Source organism: Streptomyces sp. NPDC093018 (genome assembly GCF_040684035.1).
GTDB lineage: Bacteria > Actinomycetota > Actinomycetes > Streptomycetales > Streptomycetaceae > Streptomyces > Streptomyces murinus.
Window position 1 is genome coordinate 137,708 of record NZ_JBFBFF010000003.1, and the last position, 21,984, is coordinate 159,691.

Sequence of the window (21,984 nt, forward strand, 5' to 3'; positions counted from 1 at the left end):
TGGTGGCCGGGGCGGTCAGGGCAGGGTCAGGATGTCCGCGCCGTCGTCGGTGACCACCAGGGTGTGCTCGAACTGCGCGGTGCGCCTGCGGTCCTTGGTCACGACCGTCCAGCCGTCCTCCCACATGTCGTACTCGTGGGTGCCCAGCGTCAGCATCGGCTCGATGGTGAAGGTCATGCCCGGCTGCATCACCGTGGTCGCGTGCGGGCTGTCGTAGTGCGGGATGATCAGCCCGGAGTGGAACGACGAGTTGATGCCGTGCCCGGTGAAGTCCCGCACCACGCCGTAGCCGAACCGCTTGGCGTACGACTCGATGACCCGGCCGATGATGTTGATCTGGCGGCCCGGCTTGACCGCCTTGATCGCCCGGCTGAGGGACTCCCGGGTGCGCTCCACCAGCAGCCGCGACTCCTCGTCCACGTCCCCGACCAGGTACGTGGCGTTGTTGTCGCCGTGCACCCCGCCGATGTACGCGGTCACGTCCAGGTTGACGATGTCGCCGTCCTGGAGGACCGTCGAGTCCGGGATGCCATGGCAGATGACCTCGTTGACCGAGGTGCACAGGGACTTGGGGAAACCGCGGTAGCCGAGCGTGGACGGGTAGGCGCCGTGGTCGCACATGTACTCATGGGCCACCTTGTCCAACTGGTCCGTGGTGACCCCGGGCGCGATGATCCTCGCGGCCTCCTCCATCGCCTGGGCGGCGATCCGCCCGGCGACCCGCATCGCCTCGACGGTCTCCGGGGTCTGCACCTCGGGCCCGGTGTACGGCGTCGGAGCGGGCTTGCCGACGTACTCGGGGCGACGGATGTTCCCCGGGACGGAGCGAATGGGGGACTGTTCCCCCGGTACGAGCAGCGACTGGCCAGACATGTCGGCGAGTCTATCCAGCGGGCATGGGGGAACATGTCGTTGGTCGGTGAGAGGAGCAGTCCATGGCCCTGTTCAAGAAGCGAACCGTGGGCAAGCCGGGTGAGTGGTACTACTGCCTGGAGCACAAGAAGGTCGAGGAGGGTCCCGACTGTCCGGGCAAGGACCGGTTCGGGCCGTACGCCTCCCCGCAAGAGGCCCAGCACGCGATGGAGTTGGCGGCCGAGCGGAATCTGGAGTGGGAGAACGATCCGCGGTGGCACGACGCCTCCAAGACGGACTCCGGGGACGCCGAGGAGGACTGATCACGCCTTCGCGGGGGCGGCCCCGGCGCGGCGCTCCCGCATCCGTACCGCGTGCGCGTTCGTCCGCGCGTCGTACGTCATGAGGCCCGGCAGGCACAGCGCGAGCAGGCCCACCACGCCCGCGCAGGCCAGTCCGCCGCACGCGATGGACGTGCGCAGACCCGTCCACGCGGCGAGGCCGCCCGCGCGGACCTGGCCCAGCTGGGGCCCCACGGAGTAGGACAGCAGTTCGATCCCGGCGAGTCGGCCGCGCAGCTCGTCGGGGATCGTCTGGTTCCACATGGCGGACCGGAAGATGCCGCTGACCATGTCGAACCCGCCGGCGACGGTGAGCAGGAGCAGCACCAGCCAGACCTGGCGGGTCAGCCCCGCCGCCGCGATCGACAGGCCCCAGCCGGCCGCCGCCAGCACCACCATCAGGCCGTGCCGGTGCACCCGCGAGGCCCAGCCGCTGGTCAGGCTCACCAGCAGGGCCCCCGCCGGGATGCTCGCGTACATCAGCCCGAGCGCCCAGTCGGCGCCCAGTTCGTCGGCGAGGAACGGCAGCACCGCGAGCGGCATCGCCAGGGACATCGCGGCGAGGTCCACGACATAGGTGCCGAGGAGTTCCTTGCGGCTCCACGCGTACCGGGCGCCCTCCGCGATCGCCCGCAGCGAGGGCTTCGCGGCCTCGTGGGCGGCGGGGGAGGCCGCGATCCGCACGATGTACGCCAGCGAGACGGCGAAGGTCAGCGCATCGACGGCGTACGCCCAGCCCAGGCCCGCGTACGCCACCACCACACCGGCGAGCGCCGGGCCCGCGACGCCGCCCACGGTCCAGCGCAGCGAGTTCAGGGAGGCCGCGGCGGGCATGTCGTCATGCGCGATGATCCGCGGCCACAGCGAGTCCAGGGCCGGGCGCTGCACCGCGCCGAGCGCGGAGGAGAGCGCGGCGACGGCGTACAGCGGCCAGATGGCGGGGCTCGGGAGCAGGGCGTTGAGCAGCAGCAACGCGCTGAGCAGCCCCTGCCCGGCCTCCGTCCACAGGATCAGGCCCCGCTTGTCCAACGCGTCGGCCAGCGCACCGCCGTACAGCCCGCACACGATCAGCGGCAGCAGCTCCACCGCGCCGATCGCCCCGACGGCCGCGGTGGACTCCGTCAGGTCCTTCAACTGCACGGGCAGCGCGACCAGCGTCAGAAAACTGCCGAAGCCGCTGATCAGCCCCGACTTCCACAACCGCCGGAAGTCGACGGAGGCCCGCCAGGGAGCAAGATCGGGAAGCAGCGCGGAAGTCACCTGGGAATGCTCGGCCGTGGGAGGTGCGGGGGCAACTGCTTTTGTCGATGGGCAGTGGCAGTGAGCCACGCCACGTGGCATGGCGGGCCCGCACAGGAATGTCTGATTCGCCACAAAGTTCCTGTGGATCTTCATCCATTCCTTACGTAACATCCCGCGGGTTGACCATTTTCTCAGTGTTTTCTCACTGATTTCTCATCAAGGGGCTTTGATGCGGGGGCATGTATGGACGCGAAGACACAGTCGAGTGGTGGCCTTCACTCTGACTTTGGTGACGGCCGCGGGGACCGCCTCGGCCTCGGCGGTCGGCGGCCTCGGAGCGATCCCGCTCCGGGCAGGCGCGGCCGCCGGAACCAGCGGTGATCCGGCGTCGTCGGCGACCACTGACGAGGCCCTGACCCGCGCCAGGCGGACGGGGGATAGCGTCGAGGTCGGTTCGCTCCGTTCGGAGAGTGGGGACGTCTACGCCACGCCTGACGGGAACCTTGAAGCTCGAGAGTACCTGCGCCCCGTCCGGGCCCGGGTCGATGGCAGGTGGAAGCCGGTCGACACCAACCTGGTCAGGACGCCGCAAGGGGTGGTGGCTCCCGGCGCCACCACGGTCGGGCTTGAGTTCTCTGCCGGCGGAGACGCCCCATTGGTACGCCTGGAGAAAACGGGGCGTGAGCTGGCGCTGTCCTGGCCGAGCAAGCTGCCCGCTCCGGTCCTCGACGGTCCGACGGCTACCTACCAGAACGTCCTCCCGGATGTGGATCTGCGAATGAGCGCGCAGGAGGACGGGTTCACCCAGTTGCTCGTCGTCAAGTCCGCCGAGGCTGCGGCAAACGAGGAACTGAACGAACTACGGTTGCGCCTGTCGGCCGACGGCATGGACGTGCGGGAGAACACCCAGGGCGGTCTGGAGGCGGTGGACCAGGGTGCCAAGAACGCGGTGTTCGAGGCACCCCGACCCATGATGTGGGACTCCAGCCCCGGCGCCGGGCCCGCCAAGGACGCCATGACGCGGTCTGCTACCGCTGAGCCGTCGGCGGCGAAGCCCGCGTTTGTGAAGGCTGCGTCGGCGAGCACCACTTCGCACACTGCCTCCCTGGTGGCCGAGCCCAAGGCCGAGCCCGCGGCGGGGGAGTCAGCGAAGCTCGCCCCGGTCGCCGTGGACGTCCCCGCCGGGGACAAGGAACTGGTGCTGACCCCGGACGCGGATGTGCTGAAGGGCAAGGACACCGTCTACCCGGTCTTCATTGACCCTCAGTGGTACTCGCCGCGCGCCTCGGCGTGGACCATGGTCTCCAAGTACTGGGCCTCCTCGCCGCAATACAAGTTCAACGGCGAGAACAACGCGGGCCTCGGCTACTGCGGCTGGTACTACTGCAAGCCGTACGACACCAAGCGGCTCTTCTACCGCATCCCGGTGTCGAAGTTCGCCGACAAGACCATCCTCGAAGCCGAGTTCGTAGTGCGCAACGTCTGGTCGGCTTCCTGCAGCGCACGCAGCGTGGAGCTGTGGCGGACCAAGGACATCTCCTCGTCGACCACCTGGAACTCCCAGACGGCGAGCGGCTTCTGGATCGACAAGCTGAAGACGGACTCCTTCGCGTACGGCTTCGAGGGCTGTTCGGCCAAGGACGCGGAGTTCGATGTCAAGTCAGCCGTGCAGTCGGCCGCCAACGCCAGGTCGTCGACGATGACGTTCGGTATGCAGGCCGCCAGTGAGAGCGACATCTACGGCTGGAAGCGCTTCTCGGACAAGGCCTATTTGCGGGTGAAATACAACCGCCCGCCCACACAGGTCAAGATGTCGCAGCTGACCATGGAGTACGGCGGCACCTGCAAGAAGCCGGCCGACGCCGCCCGTGTGCGCACTCTCGGCAAGATCTACGCCAACAACATCGCCGACCCCGACGGCGACAACATCGCTGTGGAGTTCCAGGCAGCCTGGGACACGGGAGACGGCAAGGGTTCCATCGGACGCTGGAAGCCGGCGCGTACCGGCTACAAGAAGTCCGGCTCGGACTTCGTGATCAGCCTGCCCTCCTCCATACCGGAGAACAAGCAGATCAACTGGTATGTGCGCAGCTACGACGGCGCACAGTACTCGCCGTGGTCCTATACGGGTGACCCGACCTCCTGCTACTTCACCTACGACACGAAGGTGCCGAAGGCCCCCTCGATCACCTCCGGCGAGTACCCGGCCTCCGATCCGGAGGACCCGGACGACCCGTGGTACGACGGAGTGGGTCAGTACGGGTCGTTCACCCTGAAAGCCGCCGACACCGACGTGACGAAGTACTGGTTCGGCATCAACGGTGACCCCACCTCCAGGAACACGATCGCCACGTCCGGCGGCGCGGCAAAGATCGCCCGGATGCTGCCGGCCAAGCCAGGCCTGAACTTCTTCACGGCCCGTGCGCTGGACACGGCGGGCAACGCTGGTGAGATCCGCACCTATCAGTTCCGCGTCAAGTCCGGACAGCCCGAACGCGCGGCCTGGCAGCTCGACGACGCCGCCGGATCCAGCGCGGCCAAGGGCGAGGCTCCCACACGTACCGCCGAACTGCGCGGCGGCCCTACCCCGCACGTCGAGGGTGCCAAGGGCACCGCGGTGTCCTTCGACGGGGTCGACGACTACGCGGCCACCGACATCGCCACCGTGGACACTTCCACCGGCTTCTCGGTCTCGGCGTGGGCGAAGCTTTCCACCTTGCCGGACCATGCCGCGATCATCGCCGCCCAGCCCGGGAACCACTCGCCGGGCTTCGAGCTGTACTACTCCAGCGGACTCGACCGCTGGGCGTTCAACCAGTACACCTCCGACAGCCCGGACGCGGGCATCGTCCGGGCCATGCCATCTGCCGCAGGCGGGGCCAAGGCCGGGCAGTGGACCCACCTGGTGGGTACCTTCAGCTCCAGTAGCGATCAGTTGAACCTGTACGTCAACGGCACGCTCGCGGGCACCACGAAGTACGACTCGCCATGGAACGCGCGACGCGGCCTCCAGATCGGCGCTGGCTCCTACAACGGCAAGCCCGGCTCCTTCTTCCCCGGAGCCATCGACGAGCTTCAGATTTTCGACAAGCCGCTCTCCAGCGGCGAGGTGACCCGGCTCTACGGCAAGGAGTCGCTCATCTCCGGCCGGGCCGCACGAGCCGTGTTCCCGATGGACGAAGCCGTCGACGCCACCTACCTCACCGGCGTCGCCGAGGTCCCGGACGCCAAGTTCTACGGCGGCCTGACCGCAGGCACCCCCGGAATCGCCGGCAAGGCCTTGGCCCTGGACGGCGCCGACGACTACGCGAGCACCGGGCGGCCGCTGCTCAACAACCAGCGTGGCTTCGCCGTTTCGGCCTGGGCGAAACTGCCCAAGACCAAGCCGGACCACGCCGCGATCATCGCGACACAAGCCGGTGAGCACCGGCCGGGCATGGAGCTGTACTACTCCAGCGGCTATAACCGCTGGGCGTTCAACCAGTACTCGTCCGATGCCTCGGACGCTACGCCGGTCCGTGCACTTCAGGCCGAAGGCCAGACCGCATACGCCGACACCTGGACCCATCTGGTGGGCGTGCATGACACCGTCGCCAACAAGCTCATCCTCTACGTCAACGGCGTCGAGGCGGGGGCGACGGACCTCCAGGCCAATTGGTACGCGGGTGGTGCGGTGCAGATCGGGGCCGGCAACTATGACGGTGCCCCCGGTTCCTTCTTTCCCGGGCAGATCGATGATGTCCGCCTCTTCGACCGGCCCGTTTCGGCCGACGAGGTACGCCAGCTGTTCCAGCAGCGCCCGCTGCTCAACGCGCGCTGGAAGCTGGACAGCGACAGCGGCTCCGCCTCACCGGACGACACCGGCCGCGCAACCGCCCTCGCCCTTCAAGGCGGCGCACGGATCGGGACCGGTTTCATGGACGGTGGCCTGGAGCTCGATGGCGTGGCGGGCTACGCCGGCGCTCCCGCCGTGCCGGTGGACACCAGCGCCAGCTTTACCGTCACTGCCTGGGCCCAGGCGGCCTCGACCCCCGCGCAGAACGCAACGGTGGTCAGCGCGGAAGGAACGAGCCAGAGTCCCTTCGCCGTACGTTTCGTTCCGGACCCGGCACACCCCGATGGGCTGGGGAACTGGGAGGTCGCTCTGCCGAACAAGGACGGCACCGACGCGTCGACCGTGCGCCTGGCCAGCACGGAGTTCAGCAGCGTGACCGACTGGAACCACTTGGCGCTGGTGTACGACGGCTTCTCCAAGCAAGCCCGCCTGTATGTCAACGGCATCCTCCAAGAGGTGCCGTGCGACGACGCCGACGGTGACGGCCAGGCGGACAACGCCTCCTGCCAGGACCTGATCGCCTGGGGCGAGAACGTCCTGACCACGAAGGCCGGCAAGTCGCTCCAGGTGGGGCGGACGAAGACCGGCAGCACGGGAGCTGAGTACTTCCCCGGCATGATCGACGACGTCTGGTTCTTCCAGGGCGCGCTCAACGACAGCCAGGTACAGGAACTCGCCGGCTCCTGGTTCGACGTACCCACCGAGGTCCCGGCCGGCAGCTGACACCGCCGCAGGGTGGGGCACGCGCCACGCGCGCCCCACCCGCCACCGGCCTTTTCCCACCGCCCTTACCTCACGGCGTCACCGGTGCACCGGCACACGCGCACCGGCACGCCACTCAGCCATGGACGGCATCACGCATGAGACGCACACCACCACGCCTTTCCTCCAGAGCGCTGTACCGGCCGGTCTCCCTGGTCATGTCCGCACTCATGGTCGGCGGACTGATCCAGGCCGCCGCCTCACCCGCTGCGGCCGCCACCGGCCACCCACTGCCGGGTGCGCCCAGGACCGACAAGCCCGTGGCCGGCGCCAACGGTCTCAAGGCCCGGCCCCGAAAGCTCACCAGGGGCCCGCGGACACCGGCCGAACCGCCCCGGCGCTCCTGGCCGAAGCCCGGTAACGCCACCGTGGAGATACCCGGGCACGGCTCCGGCCGGGCCGGCGACCTCCCGCTGCACATAGCCCCGCCGAAGACACCGAAGGACGCTGCCCGAGGCACCGTCGAGGCCCGCCTGCACAGCCGCGGCCAGGCCGAACGCGCCGGCGTCGACGGACTGCTGTTCACGCTCGAAGCCAAGGACCGTCCGAAGAGGGCCGCCGTGGCCGGCTCCGTGAAGGCGACCGCCCCGGTCGGCGCGGGCAAGGTCGCCGTCACCGTCGACTACGCCGGTTTCGCCCAGGCCTACGGCGGCGGCTACGCGTCCCGGCTGCGCCTGGTCGAACTGCCCGCCTGCGCCCTGACCACCCCCGCCAAGGACGCCTGCCGCAAGAGCACCCCGCTCGCCACGCGCAACGACACCGACCGCCACACCCTGACGGCGAACACGGTGAGCCTGCGCTCCGGCGCGGCCACCGTCCTTGCCGCCGCGCCGGAAACCGGCGGTGAGAAGGGCGACTTCAAGGCCACCTCCCTGTCGTCGTCGGCGACTTGGAGCACCGAACTGAACACCGGTGACTTCACGTGGTCCTACGACATGCCGGTGCCGGACGTTCCCGGCGACCTCGCTCCGGAGGTGGGCCTGGACTACTCCTCGGGCTCGATCGACGGCCGCACCGGCTCCACCAACAACCAGGGCTCCTGGGCGGGCGACGGTTTCGAGCTGTCACCCGGCTTCATCGAGCGCCGCTACAAGCCGTGCGCCGAGGACGGGGAGAAGAACGCCGACGGCAACAAGCCGGGCGACCTGTGCTGGTCGTACGACAACGCCTACCTGACCTTCAACGGCAAGGGCGGCGAACTGGTCCCCGTCGGCAACGACGAGTTCAAGCTCCAGCAGGACGACGGCACCCGGATCGCCCACCTGTCCAGCACCGAGCGTGGCAACGGTGACAACGACGGCGAGTACTGGCGGCTCACCACCCCCGACGGTACCCGCTACTACTTCGGCTACCACCGCCTGCCCGGCTGGGCGGACGGCAAGGAGACGACGGACTCGACGTGGACCGTGCCGGTGTTCGGTAACAACACGGGCGAGCCGTGCCACGACTCGGACTTCGCCGGATCCTGGTGCCAGCAGGCGTGGCGGTGGAACCTCGACTACGTGGTGGACACCCACGGCAACGCCATGGGGTACCACTACGCCAAGGAGACCAACTCCTACGGCCGCAACCTGAAGGCCGACGCCGACACCCCCTACGTCCGCGGCGGCTACCTCCAGCGCATCGACTACGGCCTGCGCTCCTCACGTATGTTCGCCGACAAGCCGCCGGCCCAGGTGGTCTTCGACAGCGCCGAGCGCTGCCTGCCCCAGGACGGCGTCACCTGCGCGGCCGACACCATCGACAGCAAGTCGTTCTACTGGTACGACACGCCGTGGGACCTGAACTGCAAGCCTGGCACCAAGTGTGACAACGGCCGGATGACCCCGTCGTTCTGGACCCGCAAGCGGCTGACCGCGGTCACCACGCAGCTCCTGAAATCCGACGGCTCCTACCGCAAGGTCGACTCCTGGCAGCTCAGTCACCGCTGGGGCATGGCGGACACCGACTACCAACTGCTCCTGGACAGCGTGCAGCACTCCGGTCACACCGCCACCCCGTCGATCACGCTGCCGAAGACCACCTTCGCCTACACCCAGCTCGCCAACCGGCTGGACCGCACCGGCGACGGCTACGCCCCGTTCATCAAGGCGCGGCTGTCCACCGTCGCGGACGAGTCCGGCGGCCAGATCGACGTCAACTACTCCGCACCGGCGTGTGACGCCGACGCGCTGCCGACCCCCGAGACCAACACCACCCGCTGCTTCCCGCAGTACATCGGCGGTGACAGCAGCGACGCCCCGGACCGCGAGTGGTTCAACAAGTACGTGGTCACGTCCGTGACGTCCACCGACCGTACCGGCGGCGCGCCGGACCAGGTCACCGCCTACGACTACCTCGACGGCGCCGCCTGGCACTTCGACGAGGACGGTCTGACCAAGGAGAAGTACAGGACGTGGTCCCAGTGGCGCGGCTACGGCCGCGTGCGGGTCCAGAGCGGCGGCCAGGGCGGTGCAGCCGCCATGAAGTCGCAGGAGGAGCACTACTTCCTGCGCGGTATGGACGGCGACCGCAAGACACCGTCGGGCGGCACCAAGTCCGTCACCGTCGCGCTCGGCGCCGGTGAGGGCGACGCGATCACCGACGACGGGGCGACCGCAGGCTTCGAGTACCGCACGGTGACCTTCGACCGGCCCGGCGGCAAGATCCTCCAGAAGACCGTGAACCGGCCCTGGCACCACGAGACGGCAAGGAAGGTCCGCGACTGGGGCACCGTCACCGCCGACTTCATCGGTACCGCCGAGAGCAAGGACTTCACGTCCCTGGACGACGGCGCCGGTGCGAAGTGGCGCACCGTCGCCACCTCCACCAGCTACGACTCCGTCGCCGGACGGCCCACCCAGCAGGAGGACCTCGGGAACGTCTCCACGGCGGACGACGACCAGTGCACCCGCACGACCTACGCCACCAACACCGACAAGAACATCCTCCTGCTGCCCGCACGGGTGGAGACCGTCGCCAAGGCATGTGACGCCACGGTCGACCGGACCAAGGACGTCATCGACGACGTCCGCACCGCCTACGACGGCGGCGCCTACGGCGCGGCACCGACCAAGGGCGACGTGACGGGCACCGCTCCGCTCAAGAGCAACAACGGCACCAAGGCCACCTACCTGGAGGCCGGCGCCACCTACGACGACTACGGGCGCGAACTCACCGTCAGCGACCTGACGGCCGACGTGACCGTGACCGGCAGCGCCGATCCAGTGCGCACGCCCCGCGCCGACGGCCGTACCACCACCACGGTCTACGTCCCGGCCACCGGCCTGCCCACGCAGACCAGGACCACCACACCGCCGGCCGACGCCGGCGCCCCCACGAGCGCCCAGACCACCGTCAAGGACCTCGACCCGCTGCGCGGACTGCTGCTCAGGCAGACCGACACCAACAACAACAGCACCAACTACGCCTACGACGCGCTCGGCCGCTCCACCAAGGTGTGGCTCGCCGACCGCACCACGAGCGGTGTGCCGACGTACGAGTACGCCTACTCGGTCACCGAGGGCAAGCCCGTCACCGTGGCCACCAAGCTGCTCGACAACGACGGCGGCCAGATCACGTCGTACAAGCTGTACGACGGGTTTCTGCGCGAGCGCCAGTCCCAGGCACCCGGTCCCGACGGCGGCCGGATCATCTCCGACATCTTCTACGACGAGCGCGGTCTGACCAGCAAGACCTTCGCCCCCTACTTCGCCACCGGCAGCCCCGTACCCGAACTGTTCAAGCCGGCCGACGCGCTGGGCGTGGAGAGCCAGACCCGCACCTTCTACGACGGCCTGGGCCGCCAGGTCGAGGAGCGGCAGATCGCCGGCAACGGTGACGGCGGCACCGTCCTGTCCACCAAGAAGACGATCTACGGCGGTGACCGCACCACCCTGATCCCGCCGGTGGGCGACACCATCGTCACCTCCCTGGTCGACGCGCGGGGCAACATCACTGAACTGCGCCAGCACCACACCCGCGACCCCGAGTCGGCCTACGACACGACCACCTACGACCACACTCCCTCGGGCGACCTGCTGAAGGTCACCGACCCGGCCGGCAACAGCTGGAGCTACGCCTACGACCAGCTCGGCCACCAGACGTCCTTCAGCGACCCCGACCGGGGCCGCACCGACACCCGGTACGACGACCACGGTCAGGTGATCTCCAGCACCGACCAGCGCGGCACCACCCTGTTCAACACCTACGACGGACTGGGCCGCAAGACGGAGCTGCGCGAGGGCTCCGCCACCGGCAAGCTGCGGGTCAAGTGGACGTACGACACCGTCTCCGGTGCCAAGGGCCAGCTCGCCGAGTCGATCCGCTACGTGGGCGGCCAGGCGTACACCACCGCGGTGACCGCCTACGACAGGCTGTACCGGCCCACGAAGACGGCGACCGTGATCCCGGCGTCTGAGGGCGCGCTGGCCGGCACCTACCAGTCCGGTACCGCCTACAAGCCCTCCGGCCTGGTCGCCTCGCTCAGCTACTCCGCCGCCGGCTCGCTGCCGGGCGGATCGATCAACTACACCTACGAGGACCGGACCCTTCGGCCGATCTCCGTCTACGGCCAGGGCATGACCTCGACCGCCACCTACAGCCAGACCGGCAAGCCGTTGGTGTACAACTTCGGTCTGACCGGCGGTGGGAAGAAGACGCAGGTCACCAACACCTACGAGTTCGGCACCCAGCGGCTGGCGACCACACGCGTCGACCGCGAGGGACAGGCGGGAGTCGACCAGAACGTCACCTTCCGCTACGACGAGGCCGGCAACGTCCTCTCCCTGCGGGACGTCTCCCGCACTGGCACCGACAATCAGTGCTTCGCGTACGACTACCTGCGCCGACTGACGGAGGCGTGGGCCCAGAGCGGCCAGACCTGCGCGGACTCCCCGTCCGCGGACAAGCTCGGTGGTCCGGCTCCGTACTGGCAGTCGTACTCCTACGACAGGGCCGGCAACCGGCTGACCGACACCCTGCACGACATCGGAGGCGCCACCGCCAAGGACGTCAAGCACACCTACGAGTACCCTCCCGCAGGCAAGCCCAAGGCCCATCAGCTGTCTGCGCTCACCACACAGGGACCTGCGGGTAGCAGCCGGACCGACTACGTGTACGACGAGACCGGCAACACCACCGACCGCGGCAGGCAGCACCTGGACTGGGACGCCGAGGGGCTCCTGACCAAGGTCACCCAGCCCGTCGACGGCAAACCGGCCGAGGTCACCGAGTACCTGTACGACGCCAACGGCAACCGGCTCATCGACCGCACGGGCGACCGGACCACGCTGCACCTCGGGCACACCGACGTCAGCCTCGACAAGGGGGCGACCAAGGCGAAGGCGACGCGCTACATCGATCTCGGCAGCGGCCACCAGGCCGTCCGTGCCGATGACGGCAGCTTCTCCTTCACCCTCGCCGACCACCACGGCACCGGCCTGCTGGCCGTCGCCGCCACCGACCTGGCCCTCACCCAGCGCCGGGTCATGCCCTTCGGCGAGTCCCGCGGCACGGCACCGGCCGCGTGGCCCGGAACCAAGGGCTTCGTCGGCGGCATTGACGAGACCAAGAACACCGGCCTCACCCACCTGGGCGCCCGTGAGTACGACGCCCAGACCGGCCGGTTCCTCTCTGTCGACCCGGTGATGGACCTGGCCGACCCGCAGCAGATGAACGGCTACACCTACGGCAACAACAACCCGCTGGTGTACGCGGATCCGGACGGGAAGTTCTTCGGCCTCCTGGAGATGTTCAAGCTTCTACAGAAGACGGTCGAGTACTTCCTCAACAAGGTGCCGAATAAGAACCCGGGCTTTATGCAGCGCCGGGCGCAGGCACCGGCGGTAAGTAACGGCAAGCTGCGCGGAGCGCTTCAGCAGATCTATCCGAAGGCACAGGCCAAGCAGGTCTTTGGCAACGGGAAGTTGTCCACAGCGGTTATTCATGAATTCAACAAGGGTGAGCCTCTGCCGGGCAAGACTCAGCTGCATCTGCAGAAGGGCTGGGAAACCATGAACGCCCTCTCGGAGATTCTGGAGAACGACCGCAAGGCCAGAGAGACAGGCAAGAACACCAAGAAGACTCCGTTGCTGTCCGACAGCGATCAGAAGGTGGCCAAGGCCGAGGCCCAGGAACTGTGGGATGCACTGAACTCACGCGATGTCACCGGCAACATCAGGAAGCGGATGAACGGCGACGTCGATATGAAGACCGTCGTCAAGAAGAACTTTGACGCCGTGGCGAAGACACCTGCTGTGAAGGACCTCACGGGAACGGAGTTCAAGCCGGTCCAGTACAAGGGCCCCCAGCCGGTGGGACAGCCGACCCGGCTGCGTGGATTCTCCAGAACCCTCGGTGTTGTCGGCGGTATCGCGACGATCGCGCAAGCTCCTTCCTACGTACGCCAGTACGGCCTGAAGGAAGGCGCGTGGGAGATGTTCAAGGACACCGTCGACCCCTTCGGGTTCCACGATGCGCTGGAACCGTCCACGACCGAGAACTGGGCCTGATGAAGAACCGGGCAAGCTGCGCGCGACAATGAGTTCCGACAGCCGTACTCAACCATGAGGACGGGGCCCGTCGTGCATCTCGCACGGCGGGCCCACGTCCATGACCACCCCTATTCGACAGGAACACATGAGCGACGTACCAGCCGGCGAGAGCCGGGCCGAGGGGATCAGCACCAAGGAGATTCCCTCGCTGCTGCTGTGCATGATCCCGGAATCCGCCGATTCCATCGCCGAGATGTACGAGGAGCCTGCGGAGACGGCCGTTCTGGCCGAGGACGCGTGGACGCGGCTCTACCGGCTGCTGGCTGACTGTTTCACGACGCCTGTGCTGATGCCCGAGCTGGAGAGCCGCAGCCCCGACGCCGAACTGCTCCACCGGTGCTGGGACTTCGTGGAGCGCATCGTCGCCCACCCAAGTGAACTCGTCAGCGGAGCGGTCTACTTTCAGGTGCTGGAACAGCTTCTGAACGCCGAGGGGCTGGTGGAGGCCGCCTGGCCCTATATGAAAGACCGGACCCGGACTGTGACCTTGCGCATGCTGGACGGCTACGGCGTGTATCTGTCGGGCATCAACCGACGCTGAGGGCCGACCTTCCGGCCGGCCGGTGTACTGGCAGGTGGTGTGCTTCCCGGGCAGCGCGCAGTCCGGTCCAGGACCGGTCTTGCAAGATGTCCGCCTGGTCGTCGCTCGTCCGGACGTAGAGTCGCCCCATGACCTCTACCGACAGCGCACAGAAGGCCCCCGCCAAGGATCCCTGGGATCTGCCCGATGTCTCCGGGTACGTCGTCGGCGTGCTCGGTGGTACCGGGCCGCAGGGCAAGGGGCTCGCCTACCGGCTCGCCAGGGCCGGGCAGAAGGTGATCATCGGGTCCCGGTCCGCCGACCGCGCCCGGGCCGCCGCGGACGAGCTCGGCCATGGCGTCGAGGGCGCCGACAACGCCGAGGCCGCGCGCCGCAGCGACATCGTGATCGTCGCCGTACCGTGGGACGGGCACGGCGACACACTGAAGTCGCTCGCCGCCGACCTGGCCGGCAAGCTCGTCGTGGACTGCGTCAACCCGCTCGGCTTCGACAAGAAGGGCGCCTACGCGCTCAAGCCCGAGGAGGGCAGCGCCGCCGAGCAGGCCGCCGCGCTGCTGCCGGACTGCCGGGTCGCCGCCGCCTTCCACCATCTGTCGGCCGTCCTGCTCCAGGACCCCGAGATCGAGCAGATCGACACCGACGTCATGGTGCTCGGCGAGGACCGCGCCGACGTGGAGATCGTGCAGGCGCTCGCCGGACGCATCCCCGGCATGCGCGGCATCTTCGCGGGCCGGCTGCGCAACGCCCACCAGGTCGAGTCCCTGGTCGCCAACCTGATCTCGGTCAACCGCCGCTACAAGGCGCACGCGGGGCTCCGTCTCACCGACGTGTGAGCCGTTCTCCGGCGAGCCCGGGCCGACCTTCCTATGAGCCGGCCATGGCGATGGGGGACACTGTTCGCCGTAGCAGTGTCCCCCGACAGGAGCCACCCGTCATGCCCCGCATCGCCCTCTACACCCTCGTCGTCTGCGTCCTCTCGCTGGCCGCGGCCGTCGTCTCCTTCGTACAGGGCAGCTGGCTGGGGATCGTCTGGGTGCTGCTCGCGGGCCTGTCGTCCAACATGACCTGGTACTACGTCAGGCGCGCCCGCGCCGCCGCGCAGGACCAAGCCGCCCTTCAGGACGGGCCGGTCACGAACTGACCGTGCACACCTCCGGCGTCCCGTTCCAGAAGCGGTAGAGCCAGTACCCGCAGTCCGAGTAGGCCGAGTCCACCCCGAGCCCGCGCAGGATGTCGTGGATCAGGCCGAAGAACGCGATGTTCAGCGACGGGATCCACAGCAGCGCGAACACGATCAGCAGCCCGAACATCGGGAACGCCTCGACCTGCCGCTTCACGCTGTACGGCAGCCACGGCTCCAGCACGCCGTACCCGTCCAGACCCGGCACCGGCAGCAGGTTCAGCAGCGCCGCCGTCACCTGGAGCAGCGCGAGGAACGCCAGCGCGAAGCGGAACACCAGCGGCACCCCGTCGAGCGCGTGCAGCCAGAACGGCGCCGTGCACACCACCGCGAACAGCGCGTTCGTCAGCGGGCCTGCCGCCGAGATCAGGCTCAGCCGCCCGCGGCCCCTGATCCGGCCCCGCTCGATGAACACCGCGCCGCCCGGCAGACCGATCCCGCCCATGATCACGAACAGCACCGGCAGCACGATGCTCAGCAGCGCGTGCGTGTACTTCAGCGGGTTCAGCGTGAGATAGCCCTTCGCGCCGATCGTGATGTCGCCGCTGTGCAGGGCGGTGCGCGCGTGCGCGTACTCGTGCAGGCACAGGGAGACGACCCAGGCGGCGGTCACGAACAGGAACACCGCGATGCCCGGCCGCTGCGCGTACCCGGTCCAGGTGGCCCAGCCGGCCACTGCCGCGACGGCCAGGATCCCGAGGAACACCGGGCTGATCCGCCGGTCGCCGCCGGATCGTCGGGTGGTGGCGGTGGTCATGAGCGGCTCCTGTGCTGGGCGGAAGGGCTGGGCGGGGGGTTGGTCGGGCGGGCTGGGCGGGCGGGTGGGCTGGACGGACGGAGCGGCGCGCGGGACGACTCCGGCCTCCGGCCGACACGCGGAAAACGTCTCGCACGCGCCGTCCGGTTCCTGGAGAGTGGGTGAATGCCACGGAAGAGTGTGCTCCACGCGGACCGGCGGCGGGCTGCCGCGGGACGCCGTTCGCGGGGGACACCGGGCCGGAGACAGGGTCCGGGCCGGGCGGCCTGGTCCCGCCGCCCGCGGGGCGCCGCCTGGAACCGCTCGCCGGGTCCGTGACAATGGAGTCCGCCCAAGGTTGCCCGAAGCGGTTCGAGGAGACCGGCCTCGGCGCCGCGGACGGCCCGCGCCGGATCCGTCGTACCGTGGGCGTCCTCACCCTGGACCCCACCGGGAGCGCCCGCCGCGTCCGGTGACCACCCCCTGACCGCTTCCCGAGCCCCCGGAGACAATGGACCCCGTGCGCTATCGCCTTCTCGGCCCCACTCAGGCGCTCCGCCCCGACGGTACGGCCGTCCCGGTCGGCGGAGCGCGGCTGCGTGCGCTGCTCAGCGTGCTGGCGCTGCGGGCCGGACGGACCGTGCCCGTGGGCGTGCTGGTGGACGAGGTGTGGGGCGCGGACCCGCCCGCCGACGCCGCCGGTGCGCTCCAGGCGCTCGTGGGCCGGCTGCGGCGCGCGCTCGGCGCGGACGCCGTGGCCTCCGCCGACGGCGGGTACCGGCTCGCCGCCGCCGCCGACGACATCGACCTCACCCGCTTCGACCGGCTGACCGGCGACGGCCTCACCGCCCTCGCCGAGGGCGACCCCGCCAAGGCCGCCGGCCTGCTGGACGACGCCCTCGCGCTGTGGCACGGCCAGGCCCTCGCCGATCTGCCCGACCGCACCGCCGAGGCCGCCCGCTGGGAGACCCGGCGCCTGGACGCGCAGCGCGCCCGGCACACCGCCGCCCTCGCCCTCGGCCAAGCCGAGGGCGCCCTGCCCGAACTGACCGCCCTGTGCGACGCCCACCCGCTGGACGAACCACTCCAGGCTCTGCGGCTGCGCGCCCTGCGCGACCTCGGCCGCCCGGCCCAGGCCCTCGCCGGGTACGAGGACGTACGACGCCTCCTCGCCGACCGGCTGGGCTCCGACCCCGGCGCCGAACTGCGCGCGCTGCACGCGGAGTTGCTGGGCGCGGACGGCGGGTCCGGGCGGGACTCCGGGGCGGCGCGGGGCAGTCGGGGCGGCCGTGGTGCCGGACCTGGCGACGGTGACGGTGCGCGCGGCGGCGTGGGCCTCATTCCCGGCGGCCGGGGCGGCGATGTCGTCCAGGGTGTCCACCCCGACCGACGTACCCCCGACGGCCGGTCCCACGCGCCGCACGAGTCCCATGAGTCCTACGCGTCCCATGAGTCCTACGTGTCCCAAGGGTCCTACACGTCCCACCCGTCCGACCGGTCCCACGCCCCCGACCGGCCCGCGCAGGGCAACCTTCCCGCCCGTCTCACCTCCTTCGTCGGCCGTGAAGCCGACCTCGCGGCCCTGGGCGCCGACCTGGAGACCGCCCGTCTCGTCACCCTGCTCGGGCCCGGCGGCGCGGGCAAGACCCGGCTGTCCCAGGAGGCCGCCGCGGCGGTACGGCACTGGGCGCGCGACGGGGTGTGGCTCGCCGAACTCGCGCCCGTGGACGACCCCGAAGCCGTACCCCAGGCCGTACTCACCGCGATCGGCGCCCGCGAGACCGTGCTGCACGGCGCCGGCGCCGAGAGCATGCGCGCGGTGGTCGACGGGCACGACCCGCTGGACCGGCTGGTGGAGCACTGCGCCCGGCGCCGGATGCTGATCGTCCTCGACAACTGCGAGCACGTCATCGAGGCCGCCGCCCGCCTCACCGAACGGCTGCTGGCCCGCTGCCCCGAGCTGACCGTCCTCGCCACCAGCCGCGAACCCCTCGGTGTGCCGGGGGAGTTGGTGCGTCCGGTGGAGCCGCTGCCGGAACCCGTCGCGCTGCGGCTGTTCGCCGAGCGCGGTGCGGCGGCGCGGCCCGGGTTCCGTGTCGCGGACGACCCGGAGGCCTGCGCCGAGATCTGCCGCCGCCTCGACGGACTGCCCCTCGCCATCGAACTGGCCGCGGCCCGGCTGCGGATGCTCACGCCCCGGCAGATCGCGGACCGCCTCGACGACCGGTTCCGGCTGCTCACCTCCGGCAGTCGCACCGTCCTGCCCCGCCAGCAGACCCTGCGCGCCGTCGTGGACTGGTCCTGGGACCTGCTGGACGCCGACGAACGCGAGGTGCTCGCCCGGCTGTCCGTCTTCGCGGGCGGCTGCGATCTGGGCGCCGCCGAGGCCGTGTGCGGATCCGTCGCCCTGGACGCCCTCGGCTCCCTGGTCGACAAGTCCCTGGTGGTGGCCGCCCCTTCGGCCGCCGGGACCATGCGCTACCGGCTCCTGGAGACCGTCGCCGAGTACGCCGGTGAGCGGCTCGCGGAGACCGGCCACCGCGCCGAGGCCGAGCGCGCCCATCTGACGTACTACCGCGAACTCGCCCGCACCACCGACGCGTTGCTGCGCGGCCCCGGCCAGCGCGCCGCCATCGAACGGTTCCAGGCGGAGTACGAGAACGTGCGCACCGCCCTCCGGCACGCCGTCGCCGCCCGCGACGAGCAGGAGGGGCTGTGCCTGGTGCTGTCCCTGGTGTGGTTCTGGCAGATGCGGGACCAGCGCCTGGAGACCCGCACCTGGTGCCGTGAGGTCATGGCGCTCGGCCCGGACCCCTTCGCCGAACCGCTGCGCCGCGCCGAACCGGTGTGGCAGCGCTGCAACGACGCCCCGCCGCCCTACACCGGCGAGGTCCTCCTGGAGGCCCGGCGCGGCGTCCACCTCGCCCATCTCTCCTGCATGGACGCCGAGTTGGATGCCTGGCAGACCCCCGCGGCGCAGGCCAAGCTGCGCGCCGTGGCCCAGGTCTACGAGGAGGGCATGCCGCAGACCTGCCGCTCGCCCGGCATGGTGTGGTTCTTCGCGGTGATGCTCACGGGCGGGGCTGAGCGGATACGGACGATCGCCGACGCCAACGTGGAGACCTGCCGCGACACCCCCGGCTTCGAGTGGGAGCTGGCTGGCTCCCTCCAGATGCGCGCCAACTTCCTCGCCAACCGCACCGCCTGGGCCGGCGACGCCACCCGCGACGCCGACGAGGCGCTCGCCATCTACCGCCGCCTCGGCGACGACTGGGGCACCGCCGAGGCGCTGTCCGCCCGCGGCGAGTCCCATGAACGCAAGGGACTGTACGCCGAGGCCGCCGCCGACTACCGCGCCGCCATCGAGCACGCCGAACTCCTCGGCGCCCGCGCCCAGACCGCCGTGCTCGGCGCCCGCCTCGGCAGTGTGCTCATCGAGTCGGGCGAGGTGGCGGAGGGCGAACGGATGCTGCGGGAGGTGGTGGAGAGCCAGGACGCCATGCACAGCGAGGCGATGCCCGCCGCGCGGCTCTTCCTGGCCTGCTGGCTGGGCCTGACCGAACGCACCGCCGAGGCCCGGGAGCAACTCCAGCTGCTGCGCGAGGAATTCAGGATCGCGAACTTCGTCGTCTTCGACGCGCTGCTGCTCTGTCAGGAGGCCTGGGTGGACGCGGCGGACGACCGCAACGAGGAGGCGCTGGAGAAGATCCGCACGGCACTCGGGCACACCGCCGACCCGCTCGCCGAAGCCGTCATCCCCCAACTTCCCTCCACCGCCCTCACCGTGGGCGCCATGGCGCTCGTCCGCATCGACTCAGGCGCCCGCGCCGCCGACGCCGCCCGGGTGCTGGCCGCCGCCGACCACCTGCTGCCCGTCGGCCATGTCTCCTCCGGTGTGGAGCGGCGGGGCCGCGACCTCACCGAGGTCCGGATTCGCGAGGTGCTGGACGAGGAGTCGTACGAGCGGGCGTACGCCGAAGGCGGTGGCCTCTCCCTCGTGGAGGCCACCGCCCTGATGTGACGTACGGCGTGAACGTCAGCTCTTCGTACGGAACTTGTGGATCGCGACCGGTGCCATCACCGCGGTGATCGCCACCGACCAGCCCACGGTCACCCAGAGATCGTGTGTCACCGGGCCGCCGATCATCAGCCCACGGGCCGCGTCCGCGAGCGTGGACAGCGGGTTGTAGTCGGTGAAGGCCTGGAGCCAGCCCGGCATCGACGCGGTCGGCGCGAAGATCGAGGAGCCGAACTGGAGCGGGAACAGCACCAGGAAGCCCACGCCCTGCACGGACTGCGCGCTCTTCAGGATCACGCCGAGGGTGAGGAACACCCACATGATCGAGGAGGCGAACAGCGCCGACAGACCCACCGTGGCGAACAGACCGGGCCAGTTGGTGATGTGGAAGCCGACCAGCACGGCGACGACCATCAGAATGGCGGTCGCGAACAGCATCCGGCCCAGCTCCACCGCGATCTTCGCGAACAGCACCGAGCCGCGCCCGATCGGCAGCGACCGGAACCGGTCCATCACACCGCTGTTGAAGTCCTGGCTGAAGCCGGTGCCGACGCCCTGGGACAGGGTCATGCTCATCATCGCGAGCATGCCCGGGATGACGTACTGGACGTATCTCTCCTGGCCGCCGCCGAGCGCCTGGCCGATCGAGCCGCCGAAGACGTACACGAACAGCAGCGTGAAGACGATCGGCATCAGCAGCGCATCGAACATGGACTCCGGGTCCTGCCGGATCCACAGCAGATTGCGCCGGATCAGCGCGCCGGTGTGCCGCAGGTGCCCGCGCAGCGGGATCCGGACGTCGTCGGCGGAGGCGGCGGAAGTGGTGGTGACGGCGCTCATACGGCGACCTCCTGGCGGGCGTCGGCGGGCTTGGCGTCCTGGGTGTCACCGGCACGGTGGCCGGTGAGGGAGAGGAACACCTCGTCCAGGCTGGGCAGTTCGGTGGTGATGGAGGAGAGGGTGATACCGCGCGCGGTGACCGCGCCGACCACGGCGGTCAGCTGCTCGTCGCTGAGGATCGGCACCAGCAGGGTGCCGGTCTCGCTGTCCACGGTGGTGGCCGCGAGGCCGGTGATGCCCAGCTCGTCCAGCATGGAGGCGAGCGGGCGCAGCTCCAGCGGGTCCACCGGGCGGACCCGCAGGGTGCGGCCGCCGACCCGGGCCTTCAGCTCCTCGATGCCACCGGTCGCGATCACCTTGCCGCGGTCCACCACGGTCAGCTCCGAGGCGAGCTGCTCGGCCTCCTCCATGTACTGGGTGGTGAGCAGCACGGTCACGCCCTCGCCGACCATCGCCTGGACCTCGCCCCACACCTCGTTGCGGGTACGGGGGTCGAGGCCGGTCGTCGGCTCGTCCAGGTACAGCACGGCCGGGCGGCCGATCATCGAGGCGGCCAGGTCCAGCCGGCGGCGCATACCGCCGGAGTACGTGCTCGCCGGGCGCTTGGCGGCCTCCGTCAGGGAGAACCGCTCCAGCAGTTCGTCGGCACGGGTGCGGGCGTCCTTGCGGGACAGGTCCAGCAGCCGGCCGATCATGTACAGGTTCTCCCAGCCCGGGAGCTTCTCGTCCACGGAGGCGTACTGGCCGGTCAGGCCTATCACCTTCCGCAGCTGCCGGGGCTGTCGTACGACGTCGTACCCGGCCACCGTCGCCGCTCCGGCGTCCGGGGTGATCAGGGTCGACAGGATCCGCACCAGTGTGGTCTTGCCGGCGCCGTTCGGACCGAGCACGCCCATCACGGTGCCCTCGCGCACATCCAGGTCGACGCCGTCCAGCGCCTTGGTCTCGCCGTAGTGCTTGACCAGTCCCCGCACAGTCACGGCGTTGCGTCCGCCGCCGGGGTTCTCATCGATTCGCGTCATGCCCTTGACAGTGCCAGGTCCCACCGACAAACCACCGACAGCGCCCCGACAGCGCGCCGACAGCCCCGCTCCGGGCGGCGGC

13 protein-coding genes are annotated in these 21,984 nt (G+C 69.9%); 8 read left to right on the forward strand and 5 right to left on the reverse strand.

Features of this window, described 5'->3' with window-relative positions; genetic code table 11:
* Nucleotides 1–15: 15 nt before the first annotated feature.
* Nucleotides 16–873 carry a type I methionyl aminopeptidase gene (gene map / locus AB0N90_RS07925; RefSeq protein ID WP_361671369.1) on the reverse strand — a complete coding sequence of 286 codons (858 nt, stop codon included), beginning with the start codon at nucleotides 871–873 and terminating at the stop codon, nucleotides 16–18.
* Nucleotides 874–935: 62 nt separating this feature from the next.
* On the opposite strand from map, the gene AB0N90_RS07930 reads away from it, so the two are divergent.
* Nucleotides 936–1,175 (forward strand): hypothetical protein, encoded by a 240-nt coding sequence (locus tag AB0N90_RS07930; protein WP_136101526.1) that lies wholly within the window; start codon nucleotides 936–938, stop codon nucleotides 1,173–1,175.
* Here AB0N90_RS07930 and AB0N90_RS07935 read toward each other — a convergent pair whose 3' ends face one another.
* Complete coding sequence (locus tag AB0N90_RS07935; RefSeq protein ID WP_365193855.1) at nucleotides 1,176–2,453, reverse strand: MFS transporter; 1,278 nt, start codon at nucleotides 2,451–2,453, stop codon at nucleotides 1,176–1,178.
* A 760-nt stretch (nucleotides 2,454–3,213) separates the two neighbouring features.
* On the opposite strand from AB0N90_RS07935, the gene AB0N90_RS07940 reads away from it, so the two are divergent.
* The 5 genes from AB0N90_RS07940 (at nucleotide 3,214) to AB0N90_RS07960 (ending at nucleotide 15,247) form a co-directional block, all read left to right on the forward strand.
* Nucleotides 3,214–6,993 (forward strand): LamG-like jellyroll fold domain-containing protein, encoded by a 3,780-nt coding sequence (locus AB0N90_RS07940; protein ID WP_365193857.1) that lies wholly within the window; start codon nucleotides 3,214–3,216, stop codon nucleotides 6,991–6,993.
* Between the two features lie 197 nt (nucleotides 6,994–7,190).
* Nucleotides 7,191–13,523: an RHS repeat-associated core domain-containing protein gene (locus AB0N90_RS07945; RefSeq protein ID WP_365193860.1), complete on the forward strand. Its 6,333-nt coding sequence runs from the start codon at nucleotides 7,191–7,193 to the stop codon at nucleotides 13,521–13,523.
* Between the two features lie 127 nt (nucleotides 13,524–13,650).
* Complete coding sequence (locus AB0N90_RS07950) at nucleotides 13,651–14,106, forward strand: hypothetical protein (protein WP_162134252.1); 456 nt, start codon at nucleotides 13,651–13,653, stop codon at nucleotides 14,104–14,106.
* Nucleotides 14,107–14,234: 128 nt separating this feature from the next.
* Nucleotides 14,235–14,939 carry an NADPH-dependent F420 reductase gene (npdG, locus tag AB0N90_RS07955; RefSeq protein ID WP_365193863.1) on the forward strand — a complete coding sequence of 235 codons (705 nt, stop codon included), beginning with the start codon at nucleotides 14,235–14,237 and terminating at the stop codon, nucleotides 14,937–14,939.
* Nucleotides 14,940–15,040: 101 nt separating this feature from the next.
* Nucleotides 15,041–15,247 (forward strand): hypothetical protein, encoded by a 207-nt coding sequence (locus tag AB0N90_RS07960; RefSeq protein WP_365193866.1) that lies wholly within the window; start codon nucleotides 15,041–15,043, stop codon nucleotides 15,245–15,247.
* Here AB0N90_RS07960 and AB0N90_RS07965 read toward each other — a convergent pair.
* Entirely contained in the window at nucleotides 15,237–16,043 is an 807-nt protein-coding gene (locus AB0N90_RS07965) for a site-2 protease family protein (RefSeq protein WP_365193868.1), read from the reverse strand. The genes AB0N90_RS07960 and AB0N90_RS07965 overlap by 11 nt on opposite strands.
* Nucleotides 16,044–16,363: 320 nt before the next feature.
* Here AB0N90_RS07965 and AB0N90_RS07970 point away from each other — a divergent pair, with 320 nt between their 5' ends.
* A complete protein-coding gene (locus AB0N90_RS07970; protein ID WP_365193869.1) occupies nucleotides 16,364–16,498 on the forward strand; it encodes a hypothetical protein in 135 nt (44 codons plus the stop codon).
* Between the two features lie 35 nt (nucleotides 16,499–16,533).
* A complete protein-coding gene (locus AB0N90_RS07975) occupies nucleotides 16,534–20,043 on the forward strand; it encodes a BTAD domain-containing putative transcriptional regulator (protein ID WP_365193871.1) in 3,510 nt (1,169 codons plus the stop codon).
* Nucleotides 20,044–20,058: 15 nt separating this feature from the next.
* On the opposite strand, the gene AB0N90_RS07980 is transcribed toward AB0N90_RS07975, so the two are convergent.
* Both AB0N90_RS07980 and AB0N90_RS07985 read right to left on the reverse strand, forming a co-directional pair.
* The gene (locus AB0N90_RS07980) at nucleotides 20,059–20,880 is read right to left on the reverse strand and encodes an ABC transporter permease (RefSeq protein WP_085564437.1); all 822 of its coding nucleotides are present in this window, start codon (nucleotides 20,878–20,880) and stop codon (nucleotides 20,059–20,061) included.
* On the reverse strand, nucleotides 20,877–21,902 hold the full coding sequence (locus AB0N90_RS07985; protein ID WP_365193873.1) for an ATP-binding cassette domain-containing protein: 1,026 nt from the start codon (nucleotides 21,900–21,902) through the stop codon (nucleotides 20,877–20,879). Before AB0N90_RS07985 ends, AB0N90_RS07980 begins: the two co-directional genes overlap by 4 nt.
* Nucleotides 21,903–21,984: the final 82 nt, after the last annotated feature.